20 protein-coding genes and 1 other RNA gene are annotated in these 21,041 nt (G+C 41.2%); 7 read left to right on the forward strand and 14 right to left on the reverse strand.

All coding sequences use genetic code 11. The features are described 5' to 3' along the window. Positions 1-6 precede the first annotated feature (6 nt). The 3 genes from V7K61_RS09195 to V7K61_RS09205 form a co-directional block, all read right to left on the reverse strand. Positions 7-1,113: a Gfo/Idh/MocA family protein gene (locus tag V7K61_RS09195; RefSeq protein ID WP_335052941.1), complete on the reverse strand. Its 1,107-nt coding sequence runs from the start codon at positions 1,111-1,113 to the stop codon at positions 7-9. 115 nt (positions 1,114-1,228) lie between these two features. Beyond that, positions 1,229-1,948, reverse strand: coding sequence for a ribonuclease III (rnc, locus tag V7K61_RS09200; protein WP_335052943.1), 720 nt, complete (start codon positions 1,946-1,948; stop codon positions 1,229-1,231). A gap of 116 nt (positions 1,949-2,064) precedes the next feature. Then, complete coding sequence (locus V7K61_RS09205) at positions 2,065-2,247, reverse strand: hypothetical protein (protein ID WP_099104126.1); 183 nt, start codon at positions 2,245-2,247, stop codon at positions 2,065-2,067. A gap of 128 nt (positions 2,248-2,375) precedes the next feature. Between V7K61_RS09205 and V7K61_RS09210 the strand changes: the two genes are divergently transcribed. Next, on the forward strand, positions 2,376-2,759 hold the full coding sequence (locus V7K61_RS09210) for a hypothetical protein (protein ID WP_118167251.1): 384 nt from the start codon (positions 2,376-2,378) through the stop codon (positions 2,757-2,759). Between the two features lie 150 nt (positions 2,760-2,909). On the opposite strand, the gene rnpB is transcribed toward V7K61_RS09210, so the two are convergent. From rnpB to groL, 4 genes are all read right to left on the reverse strand, one after another. Continuing rightward, an RNA gene (gene rnpB, locus V7K61_RS09215) (RNase P RNA component class A) lies at positions 2,910-3,329 on the reverse strand. Positions 3,330-3,375: 46 nt separating this feature from the next. Then, positions 3,376-4,074 (reverse strand): hypothetical protein, encoded by a 699-nt coding sequence (locus V7K61_RS09220; RefSeq protein WP_335052946.1) that lies wholly within the window; start codon positions 4,072-4,074, stop codon positions 3,376-3,378. 65 nt (positions 4,075-4,139) lie between these two features. Next, positions 4,140-5,282: a magnesium/cobalt transporter CorA gene (gene corA, locus V7K61_RS09225; protein ID WP_335052948.1), complete on the reverse strand. Its 1,143-nt coding sequence runs from the start codon at positions 5,280-5,282 to the stop codon at positions 4,140-4,142. A gap of 287 nt (positions 5,283-5,569) precedes the next feature. Further along, positions 5,570-7,243: a chaperonin GroEL gene (gene groL / locus V7K61_RS09230; protein ID WP_335052950.1), complete on the reverse strand. Its 1,674-nt coding sequence runs from the start codon at positions 7,241-7,243 to the stop codon at positions 5,570-5,572. Between the two features lie 158 nt (positions 7,244-7,401). On the opposite strand from groL, the gene V7K61_RS09235 reads away from it, so the two are divergent. Next, a complete protein-coding gene (locus tag V7K61_RS09235) occupies positions 7,402-8,484 on the forward strand; it encodes an MraY family glycosyltransferase (RefSeq protein WP_334721134.1) in 1,083 nt (360 codons plus the stop codon). A gap of 61 nt (positions 8,485-8,545) precedes the next feature. Here V7K61_RS09235 and V7K61_RS09240 read toward each other — a convergent pair whose 3' ends face one another. Together V7K61_RS09240 and fabG are read right to left on the reverse strand one after the other, a co-directional pair. Beyond that, positions 8,546-9,427, reverse strand: a complete 882-nt coding sequence (locus V7K61_RS09240) for an Rpn family recombination-promoting nuclease/putative transposase (protein ID WP_335052953.1) — start codon at positions 9,425-9,427, stop codon at positions 8,546-8,548. Between the two features lie 95 nt (positions 9,428-9,522). Next, positions 9,523-10,269: a 3-oxoacyl-[acyl-carrier-protein] reductase gene (gene fabG / locus V7K61_RS09245; protein WP_335052955.1), complete on the reverse strand. Its 747-nt coding sequence runs from the start codon at positions 10,267-10,269 to the stop codon at positions 9,523-9,525. Positions 10,270-10,921: 652 nt separating this feature from the next. Between fabG and trxA the strand changes: the two genes are divergently transcribed. The 4 genes from trxA (at position 10,922) to V7K61_RS09265 (ending at position 13,733) form a co-directional block, all read left to right on the forward strand. Next, the gene (gene trxA, locus V7K61_RS09250; RefSeq protein ID WP_094352713.1) at positions 10,922-11,239 is read left to right on the forward strand and encodes a thioredoxin; all 318 of its coding nucleotides are present in this window, start codon (positions 10,922-10,924) and stop codon (positions 11,237-11,239) included. A 230-nt stretch (positions 11,240-11,469) separates the two neighbouring features. Further along, entirely contained in the window at positions 11,470-11,634 is a 165-nt protein-coding gene (locus tag V7K61_RS09255; protein ID WP_335052957.1) for a hypothetical protein, read from the forward strand. A 269-nt stretch (positions 11,635-11,903) separates the two neighbouring features. Then, positions 11,904-12,785, forward strand: a complete 882-nt coding sequence (locus V7K61_RS09260) for a hypothetical protein (protein WP_335052959.1) — start codon at positions 11,904-11,906, stop codon at positions 12,783-12,785. 18 nt (positions 12,786-12,803) lie between these two features. After that, positions 12,804-13,733, forward strand: a complete 930-nt coding sequence (locus V7K61_RS09265) for a GUN4 domain-containing protein (RefSeq protein WP_335052961.1) — start codon at positions 12,804-12,806, stop codon at positions 13,731-13,733. 95 nt (positions 13,734-13,828) lie between these two features. On the opposite strand, the gene V7K61_RS09270 is transcribed toward V7K61_RS09265, so the two are convergent. From V7K61_RS09270 to V7K61_RS09285, 4 genes are all read right to left on the reverse strand, one after another. Then, positions 13,829-15,748, reverse strand: coding sequence for an iron uptake porin (locus V7K61_RS09270; RefSeq protein WP_335052963.1), 1,920 nt, complete (start codon positions 15,746-15,748; stop codon positions 13,829-13,831). Positions 15,749-16,327: 579 nt separating this feature from the next. Beyond that, the gene (locus tag V7K61_RS09275) at positions 16,328-16,843 is read right to left on the reverse strand and encodes a hypothetical protein (RefSeq protein WP_335052965.1); all 516 of its coding nucleotides are present in this window, start codon (positions 16,841-16,843) and stop codon (positions 16,328-16,330) included. A 240-nt stretch (positions 16,844-17,083) separates the two neighbouring features. Beyond that, the gene (locus V7K61_RS09280; protein WP_335052967.1) at positions 17,084-17,842 is read right to left on the reverse strand and encodes an isoprenyl transferase; all 759 of its coding nucleotides are present in this window, start codon (positions 17,840-17,842) and stop codon (positions 17,084-17,086) included. Positions 17,843-18,022: 180 nt separating this feature from the next. Then, the gene (locus tag V7K61_RS09285; RefSeq protein WP_335052969.1) at positions 18,023-18,961 is read right to left on the reverse strand and encodes a ferritin-like domain-containing protein; all 939 of its coding nucleotides are present in this window, start codon (positions 18,959-18,961) and stop codon (positions 18,023-18,025) included. Positions 18,962-19,253: 292 nt separating this feature from the next. On the opposite strand from V7K61_RS09285, the gene V7K61_RS09290 reads away from it, so the two are divergent. Next, the gene (locus tag V7K61_RS09290; RefSeq protein WP_335052971.1) at positions 19,254-20,180 is read left to right on the forward strand and encodes an STM4504/CBY_0614 family protein; all 927 of its coding nucleotides are present in this window, start codon (positions 19,254-19,256) and stop codon (positions 20,178-20,180) included. 14 nt (positions 20,181-20,194) lie between these two features. On the opposite strand, the gene V7K61_RS09295 is transcribed toward V7K61_RS09290, so the two are convergent. Continuing rightward, entirely contained in the window at positions 20,195-20,872 is a 678-nt protein-coding gene (locus V7K61_RS09295; protein WP_335052973.1) for a Uma2 family endonuclease, read from the reverse strand. Positions 20,873-21,041: the final 169 nt, after the last annotated feature.

The following is a 21,041-nucleotide window of genomic DNA, read 5'->3' on the forward strand; positions in this document are numbered from 1 at the left end:
GATAATTTATTTTCTGGAAGTCGCCAAAAAAACAGGTTTACCGCCTTGGCTAAGAGATAATGTTAGAGCAGCAAGAATTTCTACTAATTCAGTGCCTACCCAGCCAGACGAAATCTCTGAGGGAGTATTGTTGAGAATAGAGGCAACAAAGGAGGAGCAAACCCGCCCCAATGGTTCGCCTGGCTCCAATTCCAGCACTATCTGTCTTTGATTCACAGGAATAAATTGATTCCCCTGCTGTTCAAACTCTCCATGTAGCAGGGTTAGGGGTGATGATATTGACATTTCATCAAAAATCAAGCTGCCAAGACTACCCACAATCCCCAGCCGTCGCTGCTTATCAGGATTCAGCCAGCACAAGTGAATATAAGCTTGAAAGCCATCTGGGTATGTGAGTGTCAGCCATACTAGATCGGCTAAACCTTGAGGCACAGAATCAGTATATGGACTCACCTCTGCTCCCCTGCTCCCCTGCTCCCCTGCTCCCCTGCTCCCCTGCCCCCCTGCTCCCTGTAGCCACACAGTACCCGTTGCTTGTACTTGCACAGGAATTTGACCCAGCCAAGCGTTAAATATAGCAATATCATGAATGGCTAAGTCCCACAGCGCATCAACATCTTGCCGAACAGGCCCCAAATGGGTGCGGGTGGCGTAGCCATAGCGTAAATCACCTAATTTACCCGCTTGTACTACAGTTTTTCCTCGCTCAACCGCTGGGTGAAATAAATAAGTGTGGTCAACTGTTAGTATTAAATGATGCTGTTGTGCTAAATGGCAAAGTTCCTGACATTCTGCGGGATCAAGAGTTAGGGGTTTTTCTGCCAAAACATGATATCCCTGTTGGAGAGCGTCTTTAATTAAAGCATAGTGGGTGGTAGCAGGAGTAGCGATCGCCACTCCTGTCAACCCTGGCACTGTCTTTAAATCCTGCCATTGGGTTGTTAATAGTACATTTTCCTCTAAGTTAAACTGCTGCTTTACCGCCGCTAATCGTTCTGGATGGGGGTCTACTACAGCAACTACATTTACTTGGGGATTTGCTAAAAAATTTCGCAGCAGATGCACTCCCCAACGCCCAACTCCGATGACAGCAATATTAATTTTATTTGTCATTAGTTATTAGTCATTTGTCGTTTGTCATTTGTCATTAGTTATTTGTATACAAAGGATGAGGACAAATGACCACTGACAATCAACTGATTATCGACTAATTGCCTTTCTTTTAAGCTCAGGGTATTTGCGGATTAGGAATTGCTAAAAAAGCTACTTTAGCTGCGGCTTGTTCAGCAGTTTTGATCGATCGCCCCTTACCTTCTCCGAGTTTGTTTCCGTGCAGCCATACTTCAGCCATAAAACGTTCTTGATTGCGATGTGGTTGAGTGACTTCCACAACCCGATACTCTGGTAAAACTTTAAATTGCGCCTGAGTCCATTCTTGGAGAGCAGCTTTGTAATTTAATCTGGCAGGATCGAGGCGAATTTCTGTTGCTAGTTCGTGGAAGTGGGGATCTAGCCAAGAGCGAATCAATTCCAGATTTTGAGTACTTAAGTAAAGCGCACCCAGAACTGCTTCAAAAGCATCTGCCAGTCGTGACTCTAAACCAACTTTATCGGCAGTAGCACTACCAGCGACTAGTAAGTATAACTCCAAACCATAAACTCTGGCCAATTGCGCGAGGATGCGATCGCTCACCAACACCGAACGAATCGCCGCAAAATCCCCTACTGGACAATCGGGATAATTTTCCCATAACACAACAGCCGACACCAACCGCACTACTGCATCGCCAACAAACTCTAGCTGTTCATAATTTGCCGAGTCAGAGACAGTGGGATGAGTGAGCGCTAAATCCAGCAGTTCCCACTTTATAGGTGCTTCTAGCGACAAACCTAATTTTTGGACTAAACTTTCAAGTTGCCGTTGACGGCGTGGATAGGCAAGGGGCATTACATGATAAGGGGAAGGGGGCAGGGGGAGCAGGGGAGGCAGGGGAGGCAGGGGAAGCTATCTATATTTAATTTATATTCCTAAAGTTCTTGGACTATTACTCTAACAACTTTTTGCTACTTCTCTCTATCTAGCTTCTCTTGGATAGCTTGACGGCAAAATTCAGGAGGATCGTCTTTAGCTTTCACTTCTTCCTTCATTTCTTTAGTGACACGCAAATGTAGATATTCAGTTAGTGGCCGCTCTCTGTCCGTGGTGAATGGCTTTAAGTTATCTGGATTACCTTTATTTTTAGACATTGTATAGAAATACAAATAAATTTATTCTCCACGTGTATATCAGTGGAGAATGTTAAATCGATGGGCATTTTAGCCTGAGAAACTTGTTGCCCACCGATTCCCACTTTTACAAGAGGTAACTCTATTTTATGTTTACGCGCACAGAATTAGAAGTTAAAAGCTTGAGAGCGTTACGCGATTTATGTCTGATACAGTATGGCATCCAAGCAATAGGGAACCCTGCTGATAAGGCATCCTACATTAACGCACTCCTGACCTTTCCTGTTATAGCCTGCAAGCAAGTGTCGGAGAATAAAGGATTGAAGTCTCCTATATTCTCTCAAGTAGAAGCGCTAGAAGCGACACTAGAAGCTATGGGAACACCGACACCTGAGCAGTCAGCATTGCTCAAGGTGACGATGGAGGGGAGGAAACTAGAGTATCCAGCACGGTACAGTCAAGAGAAACTGTTTGGACTCTATCGAGTTAAATGGCATCTGGATACAGCATTAGAGATCCTGGGAATGCTTTAAATGCTTTAGATGATGAATTAGCGATGTCTACGACGAGCTTCTCTACGAGACGCTACGCGTAGCTTGCTTCCCGAAGGGTACGCTTACGCACAAAACCCATACAAAAAATAATAGAGTACAAACCATTAAAGGTTCATACTCCATTAAAGGGGAGAGAGCAGGACATAAGCCGGGTTCTGTTCTCTTGCGAGGGCAGTTATCTATCTGGGACGTTTGTTACCAAACGCCTCAAGCGGCTCTCATTGAGCGGAACTGGTAAAAGACCAACCGTAGTTCCTATCGCCTTGCTCCCAACCGGGGTTTACCGAGCCAGCACCTCTCGATACTGCTGGTGCGCTCTTACCGCACCTTTGCACCCTTACCAAAATAGTTGTGAGTGCTGAGTGCTGAGTAAAGAAAACTCAGCACTCAGCACTCATTGCTCAGGACTAGTTTTGGCGGTATCTTTCTGTGGCACTATCCTCACGATCGCTCGCACTGGACGTTATCCAGCAAGTTTGGTCTTTCGGGAGTCCGGACTTTCCTCAAACCAGTAACTATGACTGATCTGCAACCGCCTGCGCCTACTCTCTCCTTAGATCCAGTGTAATCTTGGATGGCATAGTGTGTCTGGTTGCTATTGCTTTTTTTTATTCCAAGGTAGAGCGTAAGTCCAAGGTAGTTTTCTGACTGTGAAAGGACAATTGATAATACTAATGGGAGGAAAATCACGACCTGGGGCTAGACCTAAACGCACTTCAGATATCCGTAGCACCAGTTGCAGGGAAAAGTCCAACTCCTTTTTTCTATTAATAAAGTCGTTGTACAACTTTTTTTGCCCTTTTTGTAGCCCGTTGATATCAATTAGTGGTTTTTTTGCTGAATAGGTTCCAGCGTCTTTATCCCGCTCGAAAACATCTTCTGCTGTTACTGTTTCAGAAAGTGTTTTCTTGGGAGCAATCAGGCTAGGACTTTGGGGTACTGCTAAGTCGCGGGTTAAGTCTGGTGATTTCCGAATTACGCGGCGCGATTGCTTACTATGTTCAACTACTAAAGAACTATTATCCCAGTCAACGTATATAGCAACCTGATCGGATTTATTTTCAATGCTAATTCCTAAATCTTTCAAATCGTCAATTGCGTATGAGGGTTTAAGTTTAAAGGAAATTCCAATTTTATCGTCGAGATTGTGTTCTTTGAGTTGCTCGTCAACGGTTCCTTTTTTAAACTCAAATTTAACTTGGTCATCGATGGATTCAATCATGCGGTTGAAAACGTATGAAACACCGATAATATAAATCGTCAAAACTACTAAATTCTGGTCGCTACTCCTCATAACTCAAAAATCTTAACTCCCGGTGCTAATGAATATATATTTGACTTATCGCTAATCTACAATTTTTAATTGCGCTTGATTTCTACAGAATTTTGCAGCCAGCCTCTTCGCCAAAAAAAGAATAGCAAACTAACTGCGATCGCTAACATCACTCCCCAGCAAAGTGGATAGCCCCAATACCAATTCAACTCAGGCATATTATATGGTGATTTCTCAGTATTGAAATTCATACCATATATTCCGGCCACAAAAGTCAGGGGAATAAAAATTGTTGAAACTATCGTTAGTACCTTCATGATTTCATTCATTTTATTACTCACTGCCGAAAGGTACACATCCATTAATCCAGATGATAGTTCTCGGTAAGTTTCTACCATATCCATCACTTGCACTGTATGGTCATAACAATCTCGCAGGTAGATTCGCACTTCTTCACCAATCAATTCACTACCATCTCGAATCAAGGAATTAATTGCGTCCCGCTGGGGCCAGATAGCACGACGTAGTTGCAGTAATTCTCGTCTAATTTGATAAATATTTTGCAGTGTTTGGGGAGTAGGTTTAACTATTACTTCTTCCTCTAACTCTTCGATTCGCTCACCATAAAGCTCCAGTACGGGGAAAAAGCCATCAATAATTGCATCTAACAGAGCATAAGCTAAATAGTCCGCTCCCTGTTTACGGATAGTACCTTTGTTTTTTTCAATTCGCGATCGCACCGCTTCAAAGCAATCATGTTCTGGTTCCTCTTGCACTGTCAGCAGATAATTTTTTCCTAATATCAAACTCACTTGCTCGCTATAAAAACCACATGTTCTTTCTTTTGGCACTACCATCCGGGCAATGAAAAGTAATTGATCTTCATAATCCTCTGTTTTGGGACGCTCCGGTACATTGACTACATCTTCTAAAACTAGAGGATGTAACTTAAAAACGTTACCCAATCGTTGTAATATGTCTTGACTACCTAAACCTTGTACGTCTACCCAAGAAACCGATTCTGCTTCCAAATAAGAGACACACTCCTCTGGAGTTTCTATTTGTTCGCGGATGAAATTGGTTTGGTTATAGTCAATCAAAAAAATTATTGGTGGTGGAGCATCTGCATCAATAAAAATGGTTCCAGGTATAGTCCCTGGTTGGTGATGGAACTCATCTTCATATAGCTTGGCGAGTAGTTTAGGAAGGCGACGTAGTTTTCGTGCCATGCAATATTACCTAATAGTCATTTGTCATTGGTCATTGGTCATTTGTCATTAGTAAATAACAAAGGACATAAGGATAACTTACACGTTATTTTACAAAAATTAATATAAAGACGGTAATTTCTAAATTAGGCAATTATTTAGGTTGCTAATTTGGTCATCACCCAGATTTAATCTGACGAATTACGAATTGGTATAACATATTGCCTCTGAATCAGCAATGTTACAAAAAAACAGTCTGCCTTGGCAAGACAAACTGTTTAAAAAATATTTATCTGGGTCAGCAGAAATTAGAACATACCCATGCCACCCATGCCACCCATGCCGCCCATGCCACCCATACCGCCCATACCACCCATATCAGGGGCAGGAGCAGCGGATTTCTTCTCTGGCTTTTCAACAACGATCGCTTCGGTGGTTAAGACCAAACCAGCAATGGAACCAGCGTTTTGCAAAGCTGAACGCACGACTTTGGCAGGGTCGATAATACCAGCAGCAATCAAGTCTTCAAATTCGCCAGTAGCAGCGTTGTAGCCAATGTTGAAGTCGCTATCCCGAACTTTCGAGACGATCACAGAACCTTCAGCACCAGCGTTGTCTGCTATTTGGCGCAAGGGGGCTTCTAGCGCTCGTCCGACAATATCAGCCCCAATTCTTTCTTCGTCATTTTGTAAGGTCTTTTTAATCTCTTCTACCTTCTTAGCTAAGTGAATCAAGGTTGTCCCACCACCAGGAACAATACCTTCTTCCACAGCAGCTTTAGTAGCGTTCAGCGCGTCTTCAATTCGCAGTTTACGGTCTTTGAGTTCGGTTTCGGTTGCCGCACCCACTTTAATCACTGCCACGCCGCCAGCGAGCTTGGCGATGCGTTCTTGGAGTTTTTCTTGATCGTATTCAGAATCAGTTTCTTCTAACTGTCTGCGAATTTGAGCAATCCGCTTTTGTACTTCTGGCTTCGTGACACTGCCAGCGACAATTGTGGTGGTTTCTTTGTCAATGGTGATTTTGCGGGCAGTTCCTAGCGCTTCTAGAGCAGCAGTATCCAAGCTTAAGCCGATTTCTTCCGAAATCAACTGTCCATCGGTGAGAATCGCAATATCTTCTAACAAAGCTTTGCGGCGATCGCCAAATCCAGGCGCTTTAATGGCAGCCACAGCCAGTACACCCCGCGCTTTGTTCACCACCAGAGTTGCCAAAGCATCACCTTCGACATCTTCAGCGATAATTAGCAAGGGCTGACCAGAACGGGCAACTTTTTCCAAAATCGGCACTAAATCTTGGATGCTGCTGATTTTTTTATCTGTCACTAAAATCCGAGCATTTTCAAATTCGACGATTTGCCGTTCGTTGTTGGTGACGAAGTAGGGAGAAATATAACCCCTGTCAATCTGCATCCCTTCAACTACTTCTAGTTCGGTGGTGAGGGATTTAGATTCTTCAACGGTAATTACACCATCTTTGGTGACTTTTTCCATTGCTTGAGCTAACATTTGGCCAACTTCTTCATCGTTACCAGCAGAAACAGTCGCAACTTGAGCGATCGCACTTCCTTCTACTGGCTTGGCTATTTTGGCAATTTCTAGTACCAATGCCTCAATAGTTTTGTCGATCCCGCGTCTCAAGCTAACAGGGTTACTACCAGCCGCGACGTTCTTCAAACCTTCTCTAATCAAGGCTTGTGCTAAAACTGTGGCGGTGGTTGTCCCATCCCCAGCGACATCTTTAGTTTTTGAGGCCACTTCTTGGATGAGTCTTGCACCAGTATTTTCCAAAGGATCTTCTAATTCAATTTCCTTTGCAACAGTGATACCATCGTTGACAATTTGAGGTGCGCCAAATTTTTTCTCTAAAAGGACATTGCGACCTTTAGGCCCCAAGGTGATTTTTACAGCATCGGCAAGGGCGTTAACACCCCTTTCTAGAGCTCTCCGAGATTCCTCGTCAAATGCAATAATTTTCGCCATGTTTTATTTCTCCAGCGCTTCCATTAGACAATTTAGCACTCACAGCGCCAGAGTGCTAATCTCTCCCACCGCTCAAGTTACAAATGGAAATAAAAAAAATTGATTAATATACAGGTGATGCTCATATTAGATACTGGCAGTAATGCTTGAATTGGGAGATGAATCTAGAGAACTCCCTTAAATCCCTTGGTATTGCCGACCCTGGCGGCACCGGCTGGTTGGCAGTAGTATTTACGTTCCTTTTAGCTTGGGTTGTAACTTGGCGTTTAATTCCGACAGTACGCAAATTCGCCTTGCGGGTAGGTTGGGCTGACCAACCCAACGCCCGGCGACTCAACCGAGAACCTTTACCCAATGCCGGGGGGCTGGCTATCTACGCGGGCGTGATTGCCGCGCTGGTATTAGCTAGCCTTTTACGACCGATCGAACTCCAAAACGTATTGGCTCAGGTGCTCACTATTCTGTTGGGGGGTTCGATATTAGTCCTTGTGGGCTTTATTGACGATCAGTTTGGTTTACCGCCCTCTGTGCGATTGTGGGCGCAAATTGTCACGGCACTATTATTGGTAGCTAATGGCATCAGTGTCAAAGTCCTGTTTGGCACTCCCATCGACTCACTTCTGTCCATGTTGCTAACAGTACTATGGGTAGTAGGGATTACCAACGCCATCAACTTGATGGATGGTATGGATGGCTTGGCAGGAGGAATCAGCTTTATTACCGCCATGAGTTTGTTGGGCGTTGCAGCTCAATTTAACAATCGTGCTGCGGCAATCTTAGTACTTGCAGCTTTGGGAGGTGCTGCACTAGGATTTTTGCGCCATAATTTCCATCCGTCACGAATTATTATGGGTGATGCCGGAGCATACTTTTTCGGCTATGTCCTGGCAGCAACTAGTATTTTAGGAAAACTGCAACAAAACACAGTTTATGCACTAATTCCTACGGTTTTATTTCTGTTGTTACCGGTGCTAGACACCACTCAAGTATTTGTGCGGCGGCTACTAGCAGGAAATAACCCTCTCAGTACTCCTGGCAAAGACCACCTGCACCACCGCTTGCTTGCTTGGGGACTCTCCCAGCGCAATGCTGCGTTTACCCTTTGGTCAATTACCTTAGTTTTCAACTTGCTGGCGATGAGAATACAAGGTATGAGTTTGGCTGTGATGCTGACAACCGCCAGTAGCATTATCCTGCTTTTGGGCTTTACAGTCTGGCAAAGGATACGCCAACAGCCTTAGTTACTGGTAGGGTGAGCATTACGATGCTAGCCCTACTATGTTTATTCAGTCCACAAAAAATTCAAGCTTGAGTTAAATTGTCTTGCAACCAAGCAACTAAATCTCCTTCTATGGAAAAATCCAACAGTGCCTCGGCTAGATTTTCAAGCTGTTCAATAGATAACTGACTGATGCGCTCTGACAATTGCTGACTCAAATTACCAATGCGTCGTCGCAGCAGACGCATGACTACCTCTAAAGTCTGTTTTTGCCTGACTTCATTACGGACTTCTTCAATGATATCATCACGCACTTCCTCATAAATTCTGGTAGTTTTGATATCAAAATCACCGAGTCCAAACATTTTTATCAACTCCTGACGACTGATACGCGGTAGTTTGTAAACTACAATTGTTTCTATTAAATCTAGCACTTTTTGTTGAAGTGCTTTATCGCTCACTTCCGAACGTGTCTTTGTAATCAAACTTTTGACTAATATGGGAGTTTGTTTTTTATTTACAACTACTAATTTGAGAATACCAACTCCCAAGGAATATTCAGTTACTTCTCCAAGCTCGTTTAGATATAGCCTCGTTACCAATTGGCTTTCGAGTAAGACTCGATACGGTTGGACTTGGGTTGGTTCAAGGCTGCGGCGAGGGAATATAACTACTGCTCGCCAATCTGAAGTAGGTGCGTAAAGTCGTAAATACAGAAATATTTCTGAAAATAAACGAGCATAAAATTCATTATCTTTTTGAAATTGAACCTCTACAAAATAAATCGGCTGACGACTAGTGTTAGCAACAGGAAGAAAGACTCCATCAATACGAAATGCTGTTTGCTTTAATTCTACTGAAGCGAAATTATATGCATTTGCTTCTGATGCTTGCAGATTAATTAATTCAAAAAAAGCACTGGGGAAAGTTTGAAATAAACGATAAAAAATAGAGTCTGTTTTCATAATTAGTCTGTCAAATTTTATTTAATAAGTTCGTAGTTGGCGCTAAAGCGCCAACTACGAAAAATCGCTACCCCTCAATTATTTAGCTCAACTATTTAGGCCATTACCATGCCGCCATCGACGTTAAAGACTTGTCCGGTGACGTAGGCGGCGGCGGGGTCGGCAGCGAGAAAGCGCACCATCCCTGCGATTTCTTCAGGCTGACCGAACCGACCGAGTGGGATGTATTTGAGAATATCTTCGGGGTTGTTGAGATCGCTAGTCATGTCGGTGGTGATGAATCCAGGGGCGACGGCGTTAACGGTGATCCCGCGAGTAGCAAGTTCTTTGGCAACGCTTTTAGTGAAGCCGATTACACCTGCTTTGGCGGCGCTGTAGTTGGACTGACCTGGATTGCCCATTAGCCCTGCAACGGAGGTAATGTTGATAATTCGCCCCGATCGCTGCTTCAGCATGATTTTACTGATGGCGCGTGTACATAAGAAAACACCAGTTAGATTAAGGTCTATCACGGCTTGCCAATCTTCTGTCTTCAAACGCAAAAGCAGATTGTCGCGGGTAATACCTGCATTGTTGACTAAGATATCCACACGGCTGAACTTTTCCATGACGGTCTTAACTAGTGCGTCTACTTGATCGCTTTTAGAAACGTCTGCTTGGATCGCGATCGCTTGACCTCCCGCACTTATAATTTCTGTAACAACTGCCTCAGCCGCAGCACTCGAACTAGCATAATTGACAACTGCGATCGCTCCTTGTGAGGCTAATTCGATTGCGATCGCGCGGCCAATTCCTCGTGATGCACCTGTGACAATTGCGACTTTATCTTGTAATAGTGTCATTTAATGTTCCTCAATCTTAGAAATACCGCGCTAATTATCTTATGGTGATTTCGGGAACATCTGAATATTGTCTGAGTAAAATCCCACTCTTGCAGGGTGACAATCTTGCTGTGATGCTGCAAGTTAGATAGCTAATAGATAAAGTTATACGTGGTATTTAGCTAGATATAGCTATCCTGAATCAAACGCGCAGAAACAAGATCCCGACTTGATAAAGTTGTCGGGGATTGCGGGTTGCAATTCTCACAAATCAAATAGGATTGCTATATAACTCGAATAACAAGAATTAACATTTAACTATAATTAAATATCTATAGTTATTTCTCTGTGAATAGATGAATAACTTAAAGCAATATATTCACCTAGCTGGATAGACTAGAAAGTGTTGCAGCTACACCCTTCGTAGATATCACTCTCGTGAACGCCTTTATAATCATTTGGTTGGTCAGGATAAGTTTAAATACATATCTAATGCAGATGCACAACCTCAAAAAAATACGTATTTTATTATAATGATTTAATATTTTGGGTTACTAAATCGTTCTATATTAACTAATTTAATCTTTTCCCAACAAAAACCCATAAACCTATACCTATTTTATTTTCTAAGAATTACTATTGAAACAAACAATTGAAAATCGGTGTGTGTCACATGGCAACTAAAAAGCAATTCAACAGCTTTGAAGAGATGCTGTCTGCTTCTGATGTACCTGTATTAGTAGATTTTTATGCTGACTGGTGTGGTCCCTGTCAAATGATGGTGCCAATTTTAGAGCAAGTCAATGCCCAACTTAAGGATCGCTTAAGGATTGTCAAAATCGACACAGAAAAATACACAGATTTGGCTACTGAGTATAAAATTGCGTCTCTCCCAACCTTGGTACTGTTTAAGCAGGGTAAGCCTGTGGATAGGATCGAGGGAGTGATGCAAGCACCGCAGTTAGTTCAATATCTACAAACAAAGGTTTAAGCTAATACTTAGAATTTTGATTTTAGTTCTTAGAGGCGCGATATTTCGCGCCTCTTTCAATAAACCTAATTTCAAAGTCCCTTTTCCAAGCTTGGAAGAGGGCTTTTGATTCATAAAACCTTAAGTAAATGTTAAGCATATTTACTTATATATCTAGAGAAAGTAGTTTAGAAATTAAGAAGACTATATTGTATAGATATAACAAAATATATTGACAAGTAAAACAATATATGAATAACAATCGGCAAAAACCTGATAAAGCCTATATTTGGGTAAATATTGATTTTGATAAGGTTAAACATAGAATAGATGCGGTGACTTGCCAGATTGAGCAGGTTATACAAAAGCACCACCTTTCAAATCAAACTGGTAAATCAGGCAAAAGAAATAATTAGGTTATCTGTAGGGCGATATCTACGATTAGCTACACCTACACAGTTTATTTTTAGTGTAGCCCGTCGTAGACATCGCAACAATTTTGCACAACAGATTTTGGATAAAGCGACTATATTTTTCTAAAACAGAAAATAATATTATTCGATAATTGTCTACCGAATTTCTACTTATTTATTAGTTATTATTTTATCCTCGACACTCCTGAAAAGGAGTGTTATTTTTGGGAGGATATCTGCTTGCTAATTATCCTTTAAAAGGGTGTGGATAAATGATGGGATGGCTATTTGGAGGTCTTGTTAAACAATTTGAGGGTGCAGCTAAGGAGGTTGTGAGAGAGAGTAGCAAAGAAATAGCTAACTTGTTTGATGAAAAACTTTACCCTTTAGCCGACAAGCTTGATTATATAGCTCAAGAAAGTATTAATCATGCAATAGAAAGAAGTGAGGAATTAGAAAGTAAAGTTAAATTTGACATTGAATATCTATTGAATACCGCAGATAAAAAAGTTAAACATCACCTTGAGAAAATAGATAACATTCGTGAAAAAGCCCTCACGGAGACTGTTAGTAAAAGTAATTTTTATCTAGAAAACAGAATTAATCAAATGTCACTAGCTGTAATGCAGGCGATTAGCTTGTCTCAAAACAGCATTGAGCAGAGTTTGGAAAGAATCGAATATTTGGAAAATAAGTTATTTCAAGATGCTAATCAAATAGTTGATAAAATCTCCGAACTGATAGATGGCAAACTTGAACTCATTCGGAATGAATTGAAAAAATATTTAGTTCACGCCTTACCCAGTCCTCTTGATAAATGTAGACAAAGGCTCAAAATAGCATGGAAGCCTGGTGGTCTATTTTCTGATATTGAGCTTTATGAGTTAAGCGAATGCTATGAACTTAGTAAGTTAGATGAAAAAACTTCTATTGACGAGGTATTGAAAATTTATGGACAATTACAACAAAATGCCGCTATGATGGCTGCTTTAGTAAGAAATTCTCCAGAATTGAAAAATCGAGCTATTAAAGACTGGATAAAATATGGTTTACTTTGTAGGTTTTGGCGTAGCATCATGAATAATTATGATTTCAAAAACAATGTTATATCAGAGGATAAGTCTGCACAAATATTATTAATAGATAAACAATAAAATAAGCAAAGTTCTTTTATGTTCAAAGCAGGTAATAATAACTGGAAAACACCATTAGGATATTACGAAAAAGCAATTGAAGAACTCAGGCGTAGCCGTGAAGAGTTGCAGGATATGAAAGCAAATAATAATTTGCATAATATTGAATCAAATCTTGCAAGCTTTAAAACGGAAATAAAGGAATTAAAGTCTGAGCTTCAGGCTATGCAGGAGAGATTGGCAAATACTGAAGAAACGGCAATACAAGCTCAGATTACTTTAGCTGAGACTCAAAAATCCTCACTAGCTGCTCAAACTGAACTACAAGCTTTGAAAGAAATTATGACTGCTGAACAAAAGTCAAATTATCAAATTCTCGAAAAATTAGGTCAAATAAAAAAGCAAATATCTCAATTGCCATCTCAAGTTTTGGAAACACATTCGCAAACATCAATTATTAAATCTTTATCAGATGTGCAGTTACATCTGTCTCAATTGGCGGCAGAATTAACTCTTGTATCTCATACTACTGGTATAGATTATAGAAAATTGCAGCAACTACTAGCAGAAGAAAAATGGAAAGAAGCTGATAAAGAAACCTACTCTACTATGCTCAAAATATGTGAGCGTGAAGGAGAAGGTTTTTTAGATAGTGGAGAAATCCAAAAATTTCCTCGTCATGACCTTTATATTATTAATAAGCTCTGGGTTCAATATAGTGAAGGCAGATTTGGTTTCAGCGTCCAACAAAGTATTTGGCAAGCCAAGAAAGATTCTAAGCGCTTTGCTTATAAAGTTGGATGGCTAGCAAGTCTTGCCAATCATGAATGGATTAAATATGAGGAATATACTTTCACCTTAGACGCTCCTAAAGGACACTTTCCATCTATATCTCGGTTAGTGGGTTTAGATTCTAGAAACGTTGGTCAGGTTGAGCGCCGACTTAATATTTTTCTGTCACGATACTAGTGAGACAGGGCAATATTGTTATTAGTGTGAACTTTGATTACCCAATCCCAAAATCCCCCAATAAATTGGGGGATTTTGACCATACTTCCAATCTCTTAAAATGTAAAAGTAGTCCGAAGTACACCTACAGTCGTGGTCTCATTGTTGCCGTTACCTTCTGGGTTAAAGAGAACAAATGCACCAGGGGTAATGCTGATATTATCGCTAACTTGAAGGCGATAATAGGCTTCTAAATGGTAAGGAGTCGCCCGATTGTCGCCTGTGGGCGTAAGTTGAGCAGAACCACCAGTATCACTACGGTAAAGCGGCTGACCAAAAAGAATCCCAGCAGTGTTTCCTGACTTGAATAAATCTTTGAAGTGAACTCCCGCCATCCAACTTGTAAAGGTGGTGGAAGCATTCACGCTATTTGAAGCAGCATCAACAAATATTGCTGCACCGTAGCCAGATAAGGCTATTTTGGGAGACAATCGCCATGTTACCGTACCGCCAACAGAGTTGAGTGTGAGCGGTGTTCCAGTTGCAACCCCTGCTAAAGCACCGATATCACTACTAACTAATCCTGTAGCCAAAATATTGATTTCGTGATAACTGTGGGCATAGTTTAAACCAATATCCAGAGCGGGAATTGGCTTGAAGGTTAACTGTGTGGCAATAATACTACTACCACTAAATAAACCTGCTCCCAAAGGTGTAGTAGAAACTCCTGGTACTGCCTCAGTCGCAGATTTTTCAGGTAAATTGGCATTTACACTGCCGTATAAAGCTCTTAAATCCAAATTTGGCGAAATATTAAAAATAAATCCCGCCGCCGATGCTAAACCAGTACCCGAAGTTCCACCAGAAACCCGTAGCACAGGATTCAAGTTGCCAAAACGAGAAATTGATTCTTGTCCTTCACCATAAAAAGGCGTAATTGCTGGGAAAGCATCTGATGTTTCCGCCGCAGTTCCCGCAAACAAGGTTAATTTATTAGCGACGGGAAAAATATACAGCAATTTGTAAAGCTGAACGCTGTTTGCGCCAACACTCGACAAAGTGTTGACATTTAACCCCGGAAATTGCGGCTCAAAACTGGTACGAGCGCTACTTGCACTTAAAAGCGGCGAAGCTAATCCTAAACTTTGTTGTAAGCTACCCTGTCCATCGGCTCCACCCAAAAAGTTATAGGCTTGCAATCCAGTAATTAATGAATCTTTACCAGTAAAGCTAGTGGTGAGATTTAATCGCACTCTATTGACTAGGATGATGTTCGGGTCACTGTCATTAGGAGCGCCGCCGCTAGCACCAACACCAGCAATAATTACCTCACCATTGAGTTTGGTCGTCGTAGAAAACTGATTTGCTTCTATTTCTGCTGTGCGAGCTTCTACAGCATCTACTCGACCTCGCAATGTTGCCAATTCCGCCGCATATTGTTCTTGTAGTTTCTGCAACGTGGCTAAATCTTCTTTCTTAACCAAATCACCAGTTGCAGTTGCAATCAGTTCGTTGATTCGCTCTAAACAAGCATTTAAGCCAGCAGCAAATTCATAGCGAGTCATCGCCCGATTACCGCGATAGGTTTGATTCGGATAACCTGCGATACAACCATAGCGCTCAACTAAAGATTGGAGTGCCTGAAAAGCCCAATCGGTCGGCTGTACATCAGACAATTGGGATACGGATGTTACTTGTGCAAGTTTGTCTGAGGATGGAGATGAACTTGCTGGTTGTGCTGTGATTGGCTGCCAAAAGTTAACAGCAGAATCTACTCCTAAATCTTGATTTTTTTGCTGTTGATTGACTGAGGGTAAATTTTTTTGACTATCATTAGCTATCAGCAATTGACTGGAGATATTATTTGCTAAATTGCTTTGATGAGAATCAGTTTTTTGATAGTTGCCATCATTTTGATTAACAGCTACGTTTTTATCTGCACTTTCTAAACTAGGAAGGGCTTGCACAGGTGATAACCCGGCAATTAAACATAAAAACCCCATCCCACTAGCAGAAGCTAGTAGATATTTTGCCATGATAACTCCCAACACCTACAAAATAATGGAAAAATTAATTGCGATTTTAAAATGGATTGATAAGTCAACTTAAAGTAGATTTATAAAAAAATCTTATTAACTTTAAATTTTGGATATCAGGATTTTTTTCTGAATTGACTTACCAGAACCTCAGCTTATATCGCAAGTGTTAAATTATAGTAAATACTATTTTTGGAAAGAATTAACAACAAATGATATTGGTAGTTATTATAATTACTATTGACAAAAGAATAATTACAGAAGTCTAATTTTGTGATATCGAATATAGTATTGAGCCGACATCCGCGACTTAATATCTACCAAAGAATAATTTACTCAAAAAAAATCAAGAGGCTGCGATTCTGACCTTTCACGGCATCTGGAAAACCTCTCTCTAAATCTCTCTCCTAAAAGGAGAGAGACTTTGAATTTTCCCCCTTCCCGCGTCGGGAAGGGGGTTAGGGGGTTAGGTTTTTGGTGGACTTTTCCACATAACGTGAAAAGTCAGGCTGCGATCGCTGCTCAATTTGGGTGTAGGCTAAGATCGGGACGAAAACGGTGGAAATAACTTTCAAGAATTTAATCCCACCAATAGGTAAGAATGTCCGCATCACAATCCTGGTGAACATCTTCACCCCATAGCGCTCCTTCCAATCTAGTTCTCAGTCGGCGCTTCAGGCGCAAACCGTAGTCTTCATTCGTGCCATCACTCACCTCTACTGAATCAGCTCGCCATTTTTTGCCTAAGTCTAAAAGCTCTGACACTTTTGTGTCTTGGTTCTCTGTCAGAATGTACAGTGTATCGGCAGGATAGGCAATGAAATGGATGATGCTGGTTTCAGGCATAGGACGATAGTTTGCCATTGCAAGTAGGGTATCGACCATACCACCAAAGCTTAAACCGTTTTCATCTGGTGCAAAGATTGGTTTTGTGAAGAGAAAGCTTGACCATAAATTTCTGTGGTTGGAAAGGTCAGTAATTACCTCTTCGCCATCAAACTCATTGAACCGACGCTGCCAAACTAAGGCAGCGAAGAGTTCTTGGGGAGAATAGGATTCCGCAATCGATTGGATTTTGCCCAAATCAAGCATCATATTGACGGTAAGTAATATTTTTAACAAAACATTTGTAACTACCCTTGCAGTTTATTTACCCAGTGCCTGCTATTCTTATAGTTACTTCGGTCTGTCATAGCAGATAGATTATCCTCGATAATGTTTTATTTGTGAGCGCTCATATACCATCGTGGTAATATGGGTGCTTTTACTTTATCAAGAAAGGCAGAAGGAATATTGCCTTCTGCCTTCTTCACGCGATGTCTGATGTTTGGTACACTAAGCTGATAGTGAAGCTTTAACTTGACCAAAACGGCGATCGCGACTTTGGTAGCTCAACAAAGCTTGATGAAATGCTTCTCGATTAAAATCTGGCCAAAGAATATCGGTGAAATACATCTCTGTATACGCCATTTGCCACAAAAGAAAATTACTCAATCGCATCTCACCACTAGTACGAATCAGTAAATCTGGTTCTGGAGTGTCTGCGGTATAGAGGTGTTCTTCTACAAGACTTTCATTCACTTCTTGGGCGCTGAGTTTGCCCTGTTCCACCAGTTGAGCTACTTGACGGCAAACTTTGGTAATTTCGTTGCGGCTACCATAGTTGACTGCAACAGTAAAGTGGATTGCTTGATTGTTCAACGTCTCTGCCATTGAACGCTGCATTTCTGTCTGTAGAGACTTGGGTAAAGCCGATAAATCTCCAATAAAGGAGATTCGCACACCTTCCCGATGCATCTGAGCCAACTCGCGATGTAGTAACCGCTCAAACAAATGCATCAGAAAATCTACTTCTTCAATGGGACGCTGCCAATTTTCTGTTGAGAAAGCATAGGCTGTCAACGCTTTGACTCCCCAATCTTTGCAGCAACGCAATAGTTCTTTGAGCGTACTTGCTCCTTGGCGATGTCCAGCAATGCGCGGTAATCCTCGACTGGTTGCCCATCGTCCGTTACCATCCATGATAACGGCGATATGTTGGGGGATTTTTTGGGGGTTTAAATCGGTGGGTAATTTTGATTTGTCACTTGTCATTTGTCATTTGTCCTTTGTCATTTGTCATTTGTTTTTACTAATGAGCGCTGTGTGCAATCTTTCTTTAAAACCTAACCCTCAGCCCCTTCCCTGCAAGGGAAGGGGAGTAAGAATCAAAGCCTATCGACCTTTCGGGGAGAGGAATGGAAATGGGGTTCTAAGAATAAGTTGGACATCGCGTTAATGAGTAATTTCAAATAAATTTTGTAAGTACTCTGGTGTGAGGGTGTTGTTCCAACTCCACAGGCGATGCATTGTATAAGTGAAGGTGAAGAGGAGAGTTGTTTTGTTGGTTAATGACCAAGAATTCCAGTTGAGGGTAGCCATCATGCGGCGGAGAGTACGCATGAGGTTGTTACGCTGATAATTTTGCGATCGCGTTTTGATTAGCGTGCGTCCAATTCGCATCAAGCCAGTATCGGGGAAAGCCCAGACTCCAAACCCCCAGAATTTGGTCATGTGATTGATTTCATCCTGTGCTAATTCCTCTAGAACATCCTGGAGTGCGCCAGTGGTGTGAGCCATCAACCAAATATAAAGACAGGTTGCACCGTATTCTGTGGCAATGCGGTGTAAGCCGTGGCGATATAAGTCTTCCTTGGCGTCATCTGTGGGAAGATAGCTTCTAACAGTCCGAAGTTTTGGGGTAATTTTCTCACCTGTTAATTGGGCGTAGATTTTGATTAATGCTGGTGTGTGCTGACGTTCTTCCTTTTCCCACAAACCAAGTTCCAGCAATTCGCCATCTTTACCGACTGTTCCACCAACAAACCGAGCCATTTGAGGATGCAATTTTTCCAAATACTGCCGACTGGTTTGGGTATAGCCGCGAATGGGAGCTTCTGTGTCCATCGCACCTATCAATATAGATAAAAATACCTCTGCGTCTAAGCCGATAATTTGATTGCGGTTAATTGTCTGCCAATCGATGGGTTTCCAGGGACGCGGTTGGGGATTGGCAAACTGTATCGGTAAATCTTGCAGACGCTCATGTAGTTTTTCGACTGCAATATATCTGTCTATGAGGGAACGAATGCGGTGCTGTGTTTGTAAATAATGAGGACTGTGATAGCTTTGACCTGCTAAGTCTTCTGCAATTGGGCTGAGGGTGTTAAGCATATTTTTATACTTAAATTTTTATCTCTATGCCCAATAGCCTAAGCGATCGCGCTTCGTTTTGTCAGTCGGCTGAAGTCGGCAGTTTTATATGATAGGGTTGCAAAAGTCGGGGAAAAAGTCGGTTGTAGGATGTACAAGTTTTTACTCTTAAGAATTAAAATTGTGAGTTATGCTACCTTTGTTCTTACTTAGTTAGGGTTAATCTGACAGAACTATAGTGTGTGTTAATACACAATAGACATTATAGTTATTGTTTTGTAGTATAAAAGTATTATGTATCGTGTTTTTAAGTATGAATGTTTTTGATCTATACTCAAAACGCCAAAAAAGATTTATGGGAGAACTTCCTGATGTTTATCAGTATGAAAATATCCCTAGTTCACTTCGCGTACAGATTGTTCATATTATGAACGATGCTTTAGGCGATCATGGGAATCATAAAACTATAGAAAACTTCAAATTTATTCACGATACCTTATGTCGTGAATATGGTAAATTCTCTCTAATAGAAAAAGAATTTTTTGAATACGAAAATTACATTGGTGATGTAATTAATTTTAGTATACAGTGCAACAACACTAATCATATTCTTGATGTTGTAGAATTGAGTTTCAGATTGATAGACACATTTTACAGACAAAATAATATTAAATACTTGTGTAAGCCAAAAATTACACCTGATGCAGCAATTGAAGAATTAAACTTCAGGTTTAGGGAACACGGGGTAGGCTATCAGTATGAGTCAGGCGAAATTATCAGAGTTGATTCTCAGATCATCCACACTGAGGCAGTTAAGCCAGTTTTGCTTTTGCTAAGTGATACACGATTTAAAGGAGCAAATGAGGAATTTTTGAAAGCACACGAACATTATCGGCATAAACGATACAAGGAATGCCTTGTTGAATGCCTCAAAGCTTTCGAGAGTACTATGAAAACTATTTGTGATATTCGAGGCTGGATTTATCAACCTGGAGATACGGCGAAAAATCTGATTAATCTTTGCTTCCAGAATAATATGATTCCTACTTACTTACAAAACCAATTCACCTCACTAAAGTCAAATCTTGAAAGTGGAGTTCCTACTATGAGAAATAAAAATGCAGGTCATGGTCAAGGTTCTCAGCCACTTACTGTCCCACAACACTTTGCTGCTTACCAGCTTCACATGACGGCAAGCACAATTCTATTTTTACTAGAAGCAGAGAAGGCGTTACCTTAAATCTAATACTTTACTTATTCTGGCAGTTCCCCAAATTGCTGACGATAACGCTCAAGTTGTTTTTGCACTAATTCAAGCTGTTCTTCTGGAGTTTGATAGCGCTTTCCTTGTTGGTCATACCAATACAAAACCTGACGCTGGATATTACCAGATACGTATTGCGATCGCCCAATTCCCAAACCAATTTCTGGCATCCAAAAAGGTTCACCAATTTGCAGTTGATAGCTACCATCTACTAAGCGATAAACTTCAAAAGGTTGGTGACGGTCTCTTTGCCAATACTCTGGATTATAAATAATGTAGTACAGCACCCCTAGCTTGGCATAGGTGTCTAATTTTTTGTCGTATTCTCCACCCGGAGTTAAGGAAACAATTTCCAAAGCCAGGATAGGCACAATGTTATTTTCTTCCCAAACAACATAGCTTTTACGAGATTTATCTTCCTTACGGCGTTCTACACCTAAGCTCAAAAATCCGTCTGGGACAATTGGTACAAGTGGACTAACCCCTGTAGTATGGTAAACGCCCATATCCACGCTGAAAAACCAGTCATTGCGGTTTGCCCAAATATATTGCAGCAAGAAGAGAAGCAGGTTCGGAATAAAATTCTGGTCTTCGTTATCCACAGGTGTATCGTCTGAACAAGGAAGTTCAGCACTGCTAGGCAATTGACGTGGGTCTGATTTCACCATAAGTAATGATGGTGGTGGAGTGACCTAATGAGTTTTATTTTATGAGATGAGAAAGCTTTATTCGGAAAAGTCGGGAAAAAAGTCGGGTTTACAGAATCTTATCCGAAAACTCCAGCAATATAACTGTAGAGTAATTTATAGTTGTCCTTAAAATCTGAACTCCCCTCGT

Source organism: Nostoc sp., assembly GCF_036918015.1.
In the GTDB taxonomy this organism is placed as follows: domain Bacteria; phylum Cyanobacteriota; class Cyanobacteriia; order Cyanobacteriales; family Nostocaceae; genus Nostoc.

Excerpts from the sequence above, each read along its gene's own strand:
- V7K61_RS09195 (WP_335052941.1), bottom strand. The coding sequence starts at position 1,113 with ATGACAAATAAAATTAATATTGCTGTCATCGGAGTTGGGCGTTGGGGA.
- rnc (WP_335052943.1), bottom strand. The coding sequence starts at position 1,948 with ATGCCCCTTGCCTATCCACGCCGTCAACGGCAACTTGAAAGTTTAGTC.
- V7K61_RS09205 (WP_099104126.1), bottom strand. The coding sequence starts at position 2,247 with ATGTCTAAAAATAAAGGTAATCCAGATAACTTAAAGCCATTCACCACG.
- V7K61_RS09210 (WP_118167251.1), top strand. The coding sequence starts at position 2,376 with ATGTTTACGCGCACAGAATTAGAAGTTAAAAGCTTGAGAGCGTTACGC.
- V7K61_RS09220 (WP_335052946.1), bottom strand. The coding sequence starts at position 4,074 with ATGAGGAGTAGCGACCAGAATTTAGTAGTTTTGACGATTTATATTATC.
- corA (WP_335052948.1), bottom strand. The coding sequence starts at position 5,282 with ATGGCACGAAAACTACGTCGCCTTCCTAAACTACTCGCCAAGCTATAT.
- groL (WP_335052950.1), bottom strand. The coding sequence starts at position 7,243 with ATGGCGAAAATTATTGCATTTGACGAGGAATCTCGGAGAGCTCTAGAA.
- V7K61_RS09235 (WP_334721134.1), top strand. The coding sequence starts at position 7,402 with ATGAATCTAGAGAACTCCCTTAAATCCCTTGGTATTGCCGACCCTGGC.
- V7K61_RS09240 (WP_335052953.1), bottom strand. The coding sequence starts at position 9,427 with ATGAAAACAGACTCTATTTTTTATCGTTTATTTCAAACTTTCCCCAGT.
- fabG (WP_335052955.1), bottom strand. The coding sequence starts at position 10,269 with ATGACACTATTACAAGATAAAGTCGCAATTGTCACAGGTGCATCACGA.
- trxA (WP_094352713.1), top strand. The coding sequence starts at position 10,922 with ATGGCAACTAAAAAGCAATTCAACAGCTTTGAAGAGATGCTGTCTGCT.
- V7K61_RS09255 (WP_335052957.1), top strand. The coding sequence starts at position 11,470 with ATGAATAACAATCGGCAAAAACCTGATAAAGCCTATATTTGGGTAAAT.
- V7K61_RS09260 (WP_335052959.1), top strand. The coding sequence starts at position 11,904 with ATGATGGGATGGCTATTTGGAGGTCTTGTTAAACAATTTGAGGGTGCA.
- V7K61_RS09265 (WP_335052961.1), top strand. The coding sequence starts at position 12,804 with ATGTTCAAAGCAGGTAATAATAACTGGAAAACACCATTAGGATATTAC.
- V7K61_RS09270 (WP_335052963.1), bottom strand. The coding sequence starts at position 15,748 with ATGGCAAAATATCTACTAGCTTCTGCTAGTGGGATGGGGTTTTTATGT.
- V7K61_RS09275 (WP_335052965.1), bottom strand. The coding sequence starts at position 16,843 with ATGATGCTTGATTTGGGCAAAATCCAATCGATTGCGGAATCCTATTCT.
- V7K61_RS09280 (WP_335052967.1), bottom strand. The coding sequence starts at position 17,842 with ATGACAAGTGACAAATCAAAATTACCCACCGATTTAAACCCCCAAAAA.
- V7K61_RS09285 (WP_335052969.1), bottom strand. The coding sequence starts at position 18,961 with ATGCTTAACACCCTCAGCCCAATTGCAGAAGACTTAGCAGGTCAAAGC.
- V7K61_RS09290 (WP_335052971.1), top strand. The coding sequence starts at position 19,254 with ATGAATGTTTTTGATCTATACTCAAAACGCCAAAAAAGATTTATGGGA.
- V7K61_RS09295 (WP_335052973.1), bottom strand. The coding sequence starts at position 20,872 with ATGGTGAAATCAGACCCACGTCAATTGCCTAGCAGTGCTGAACTTCCT.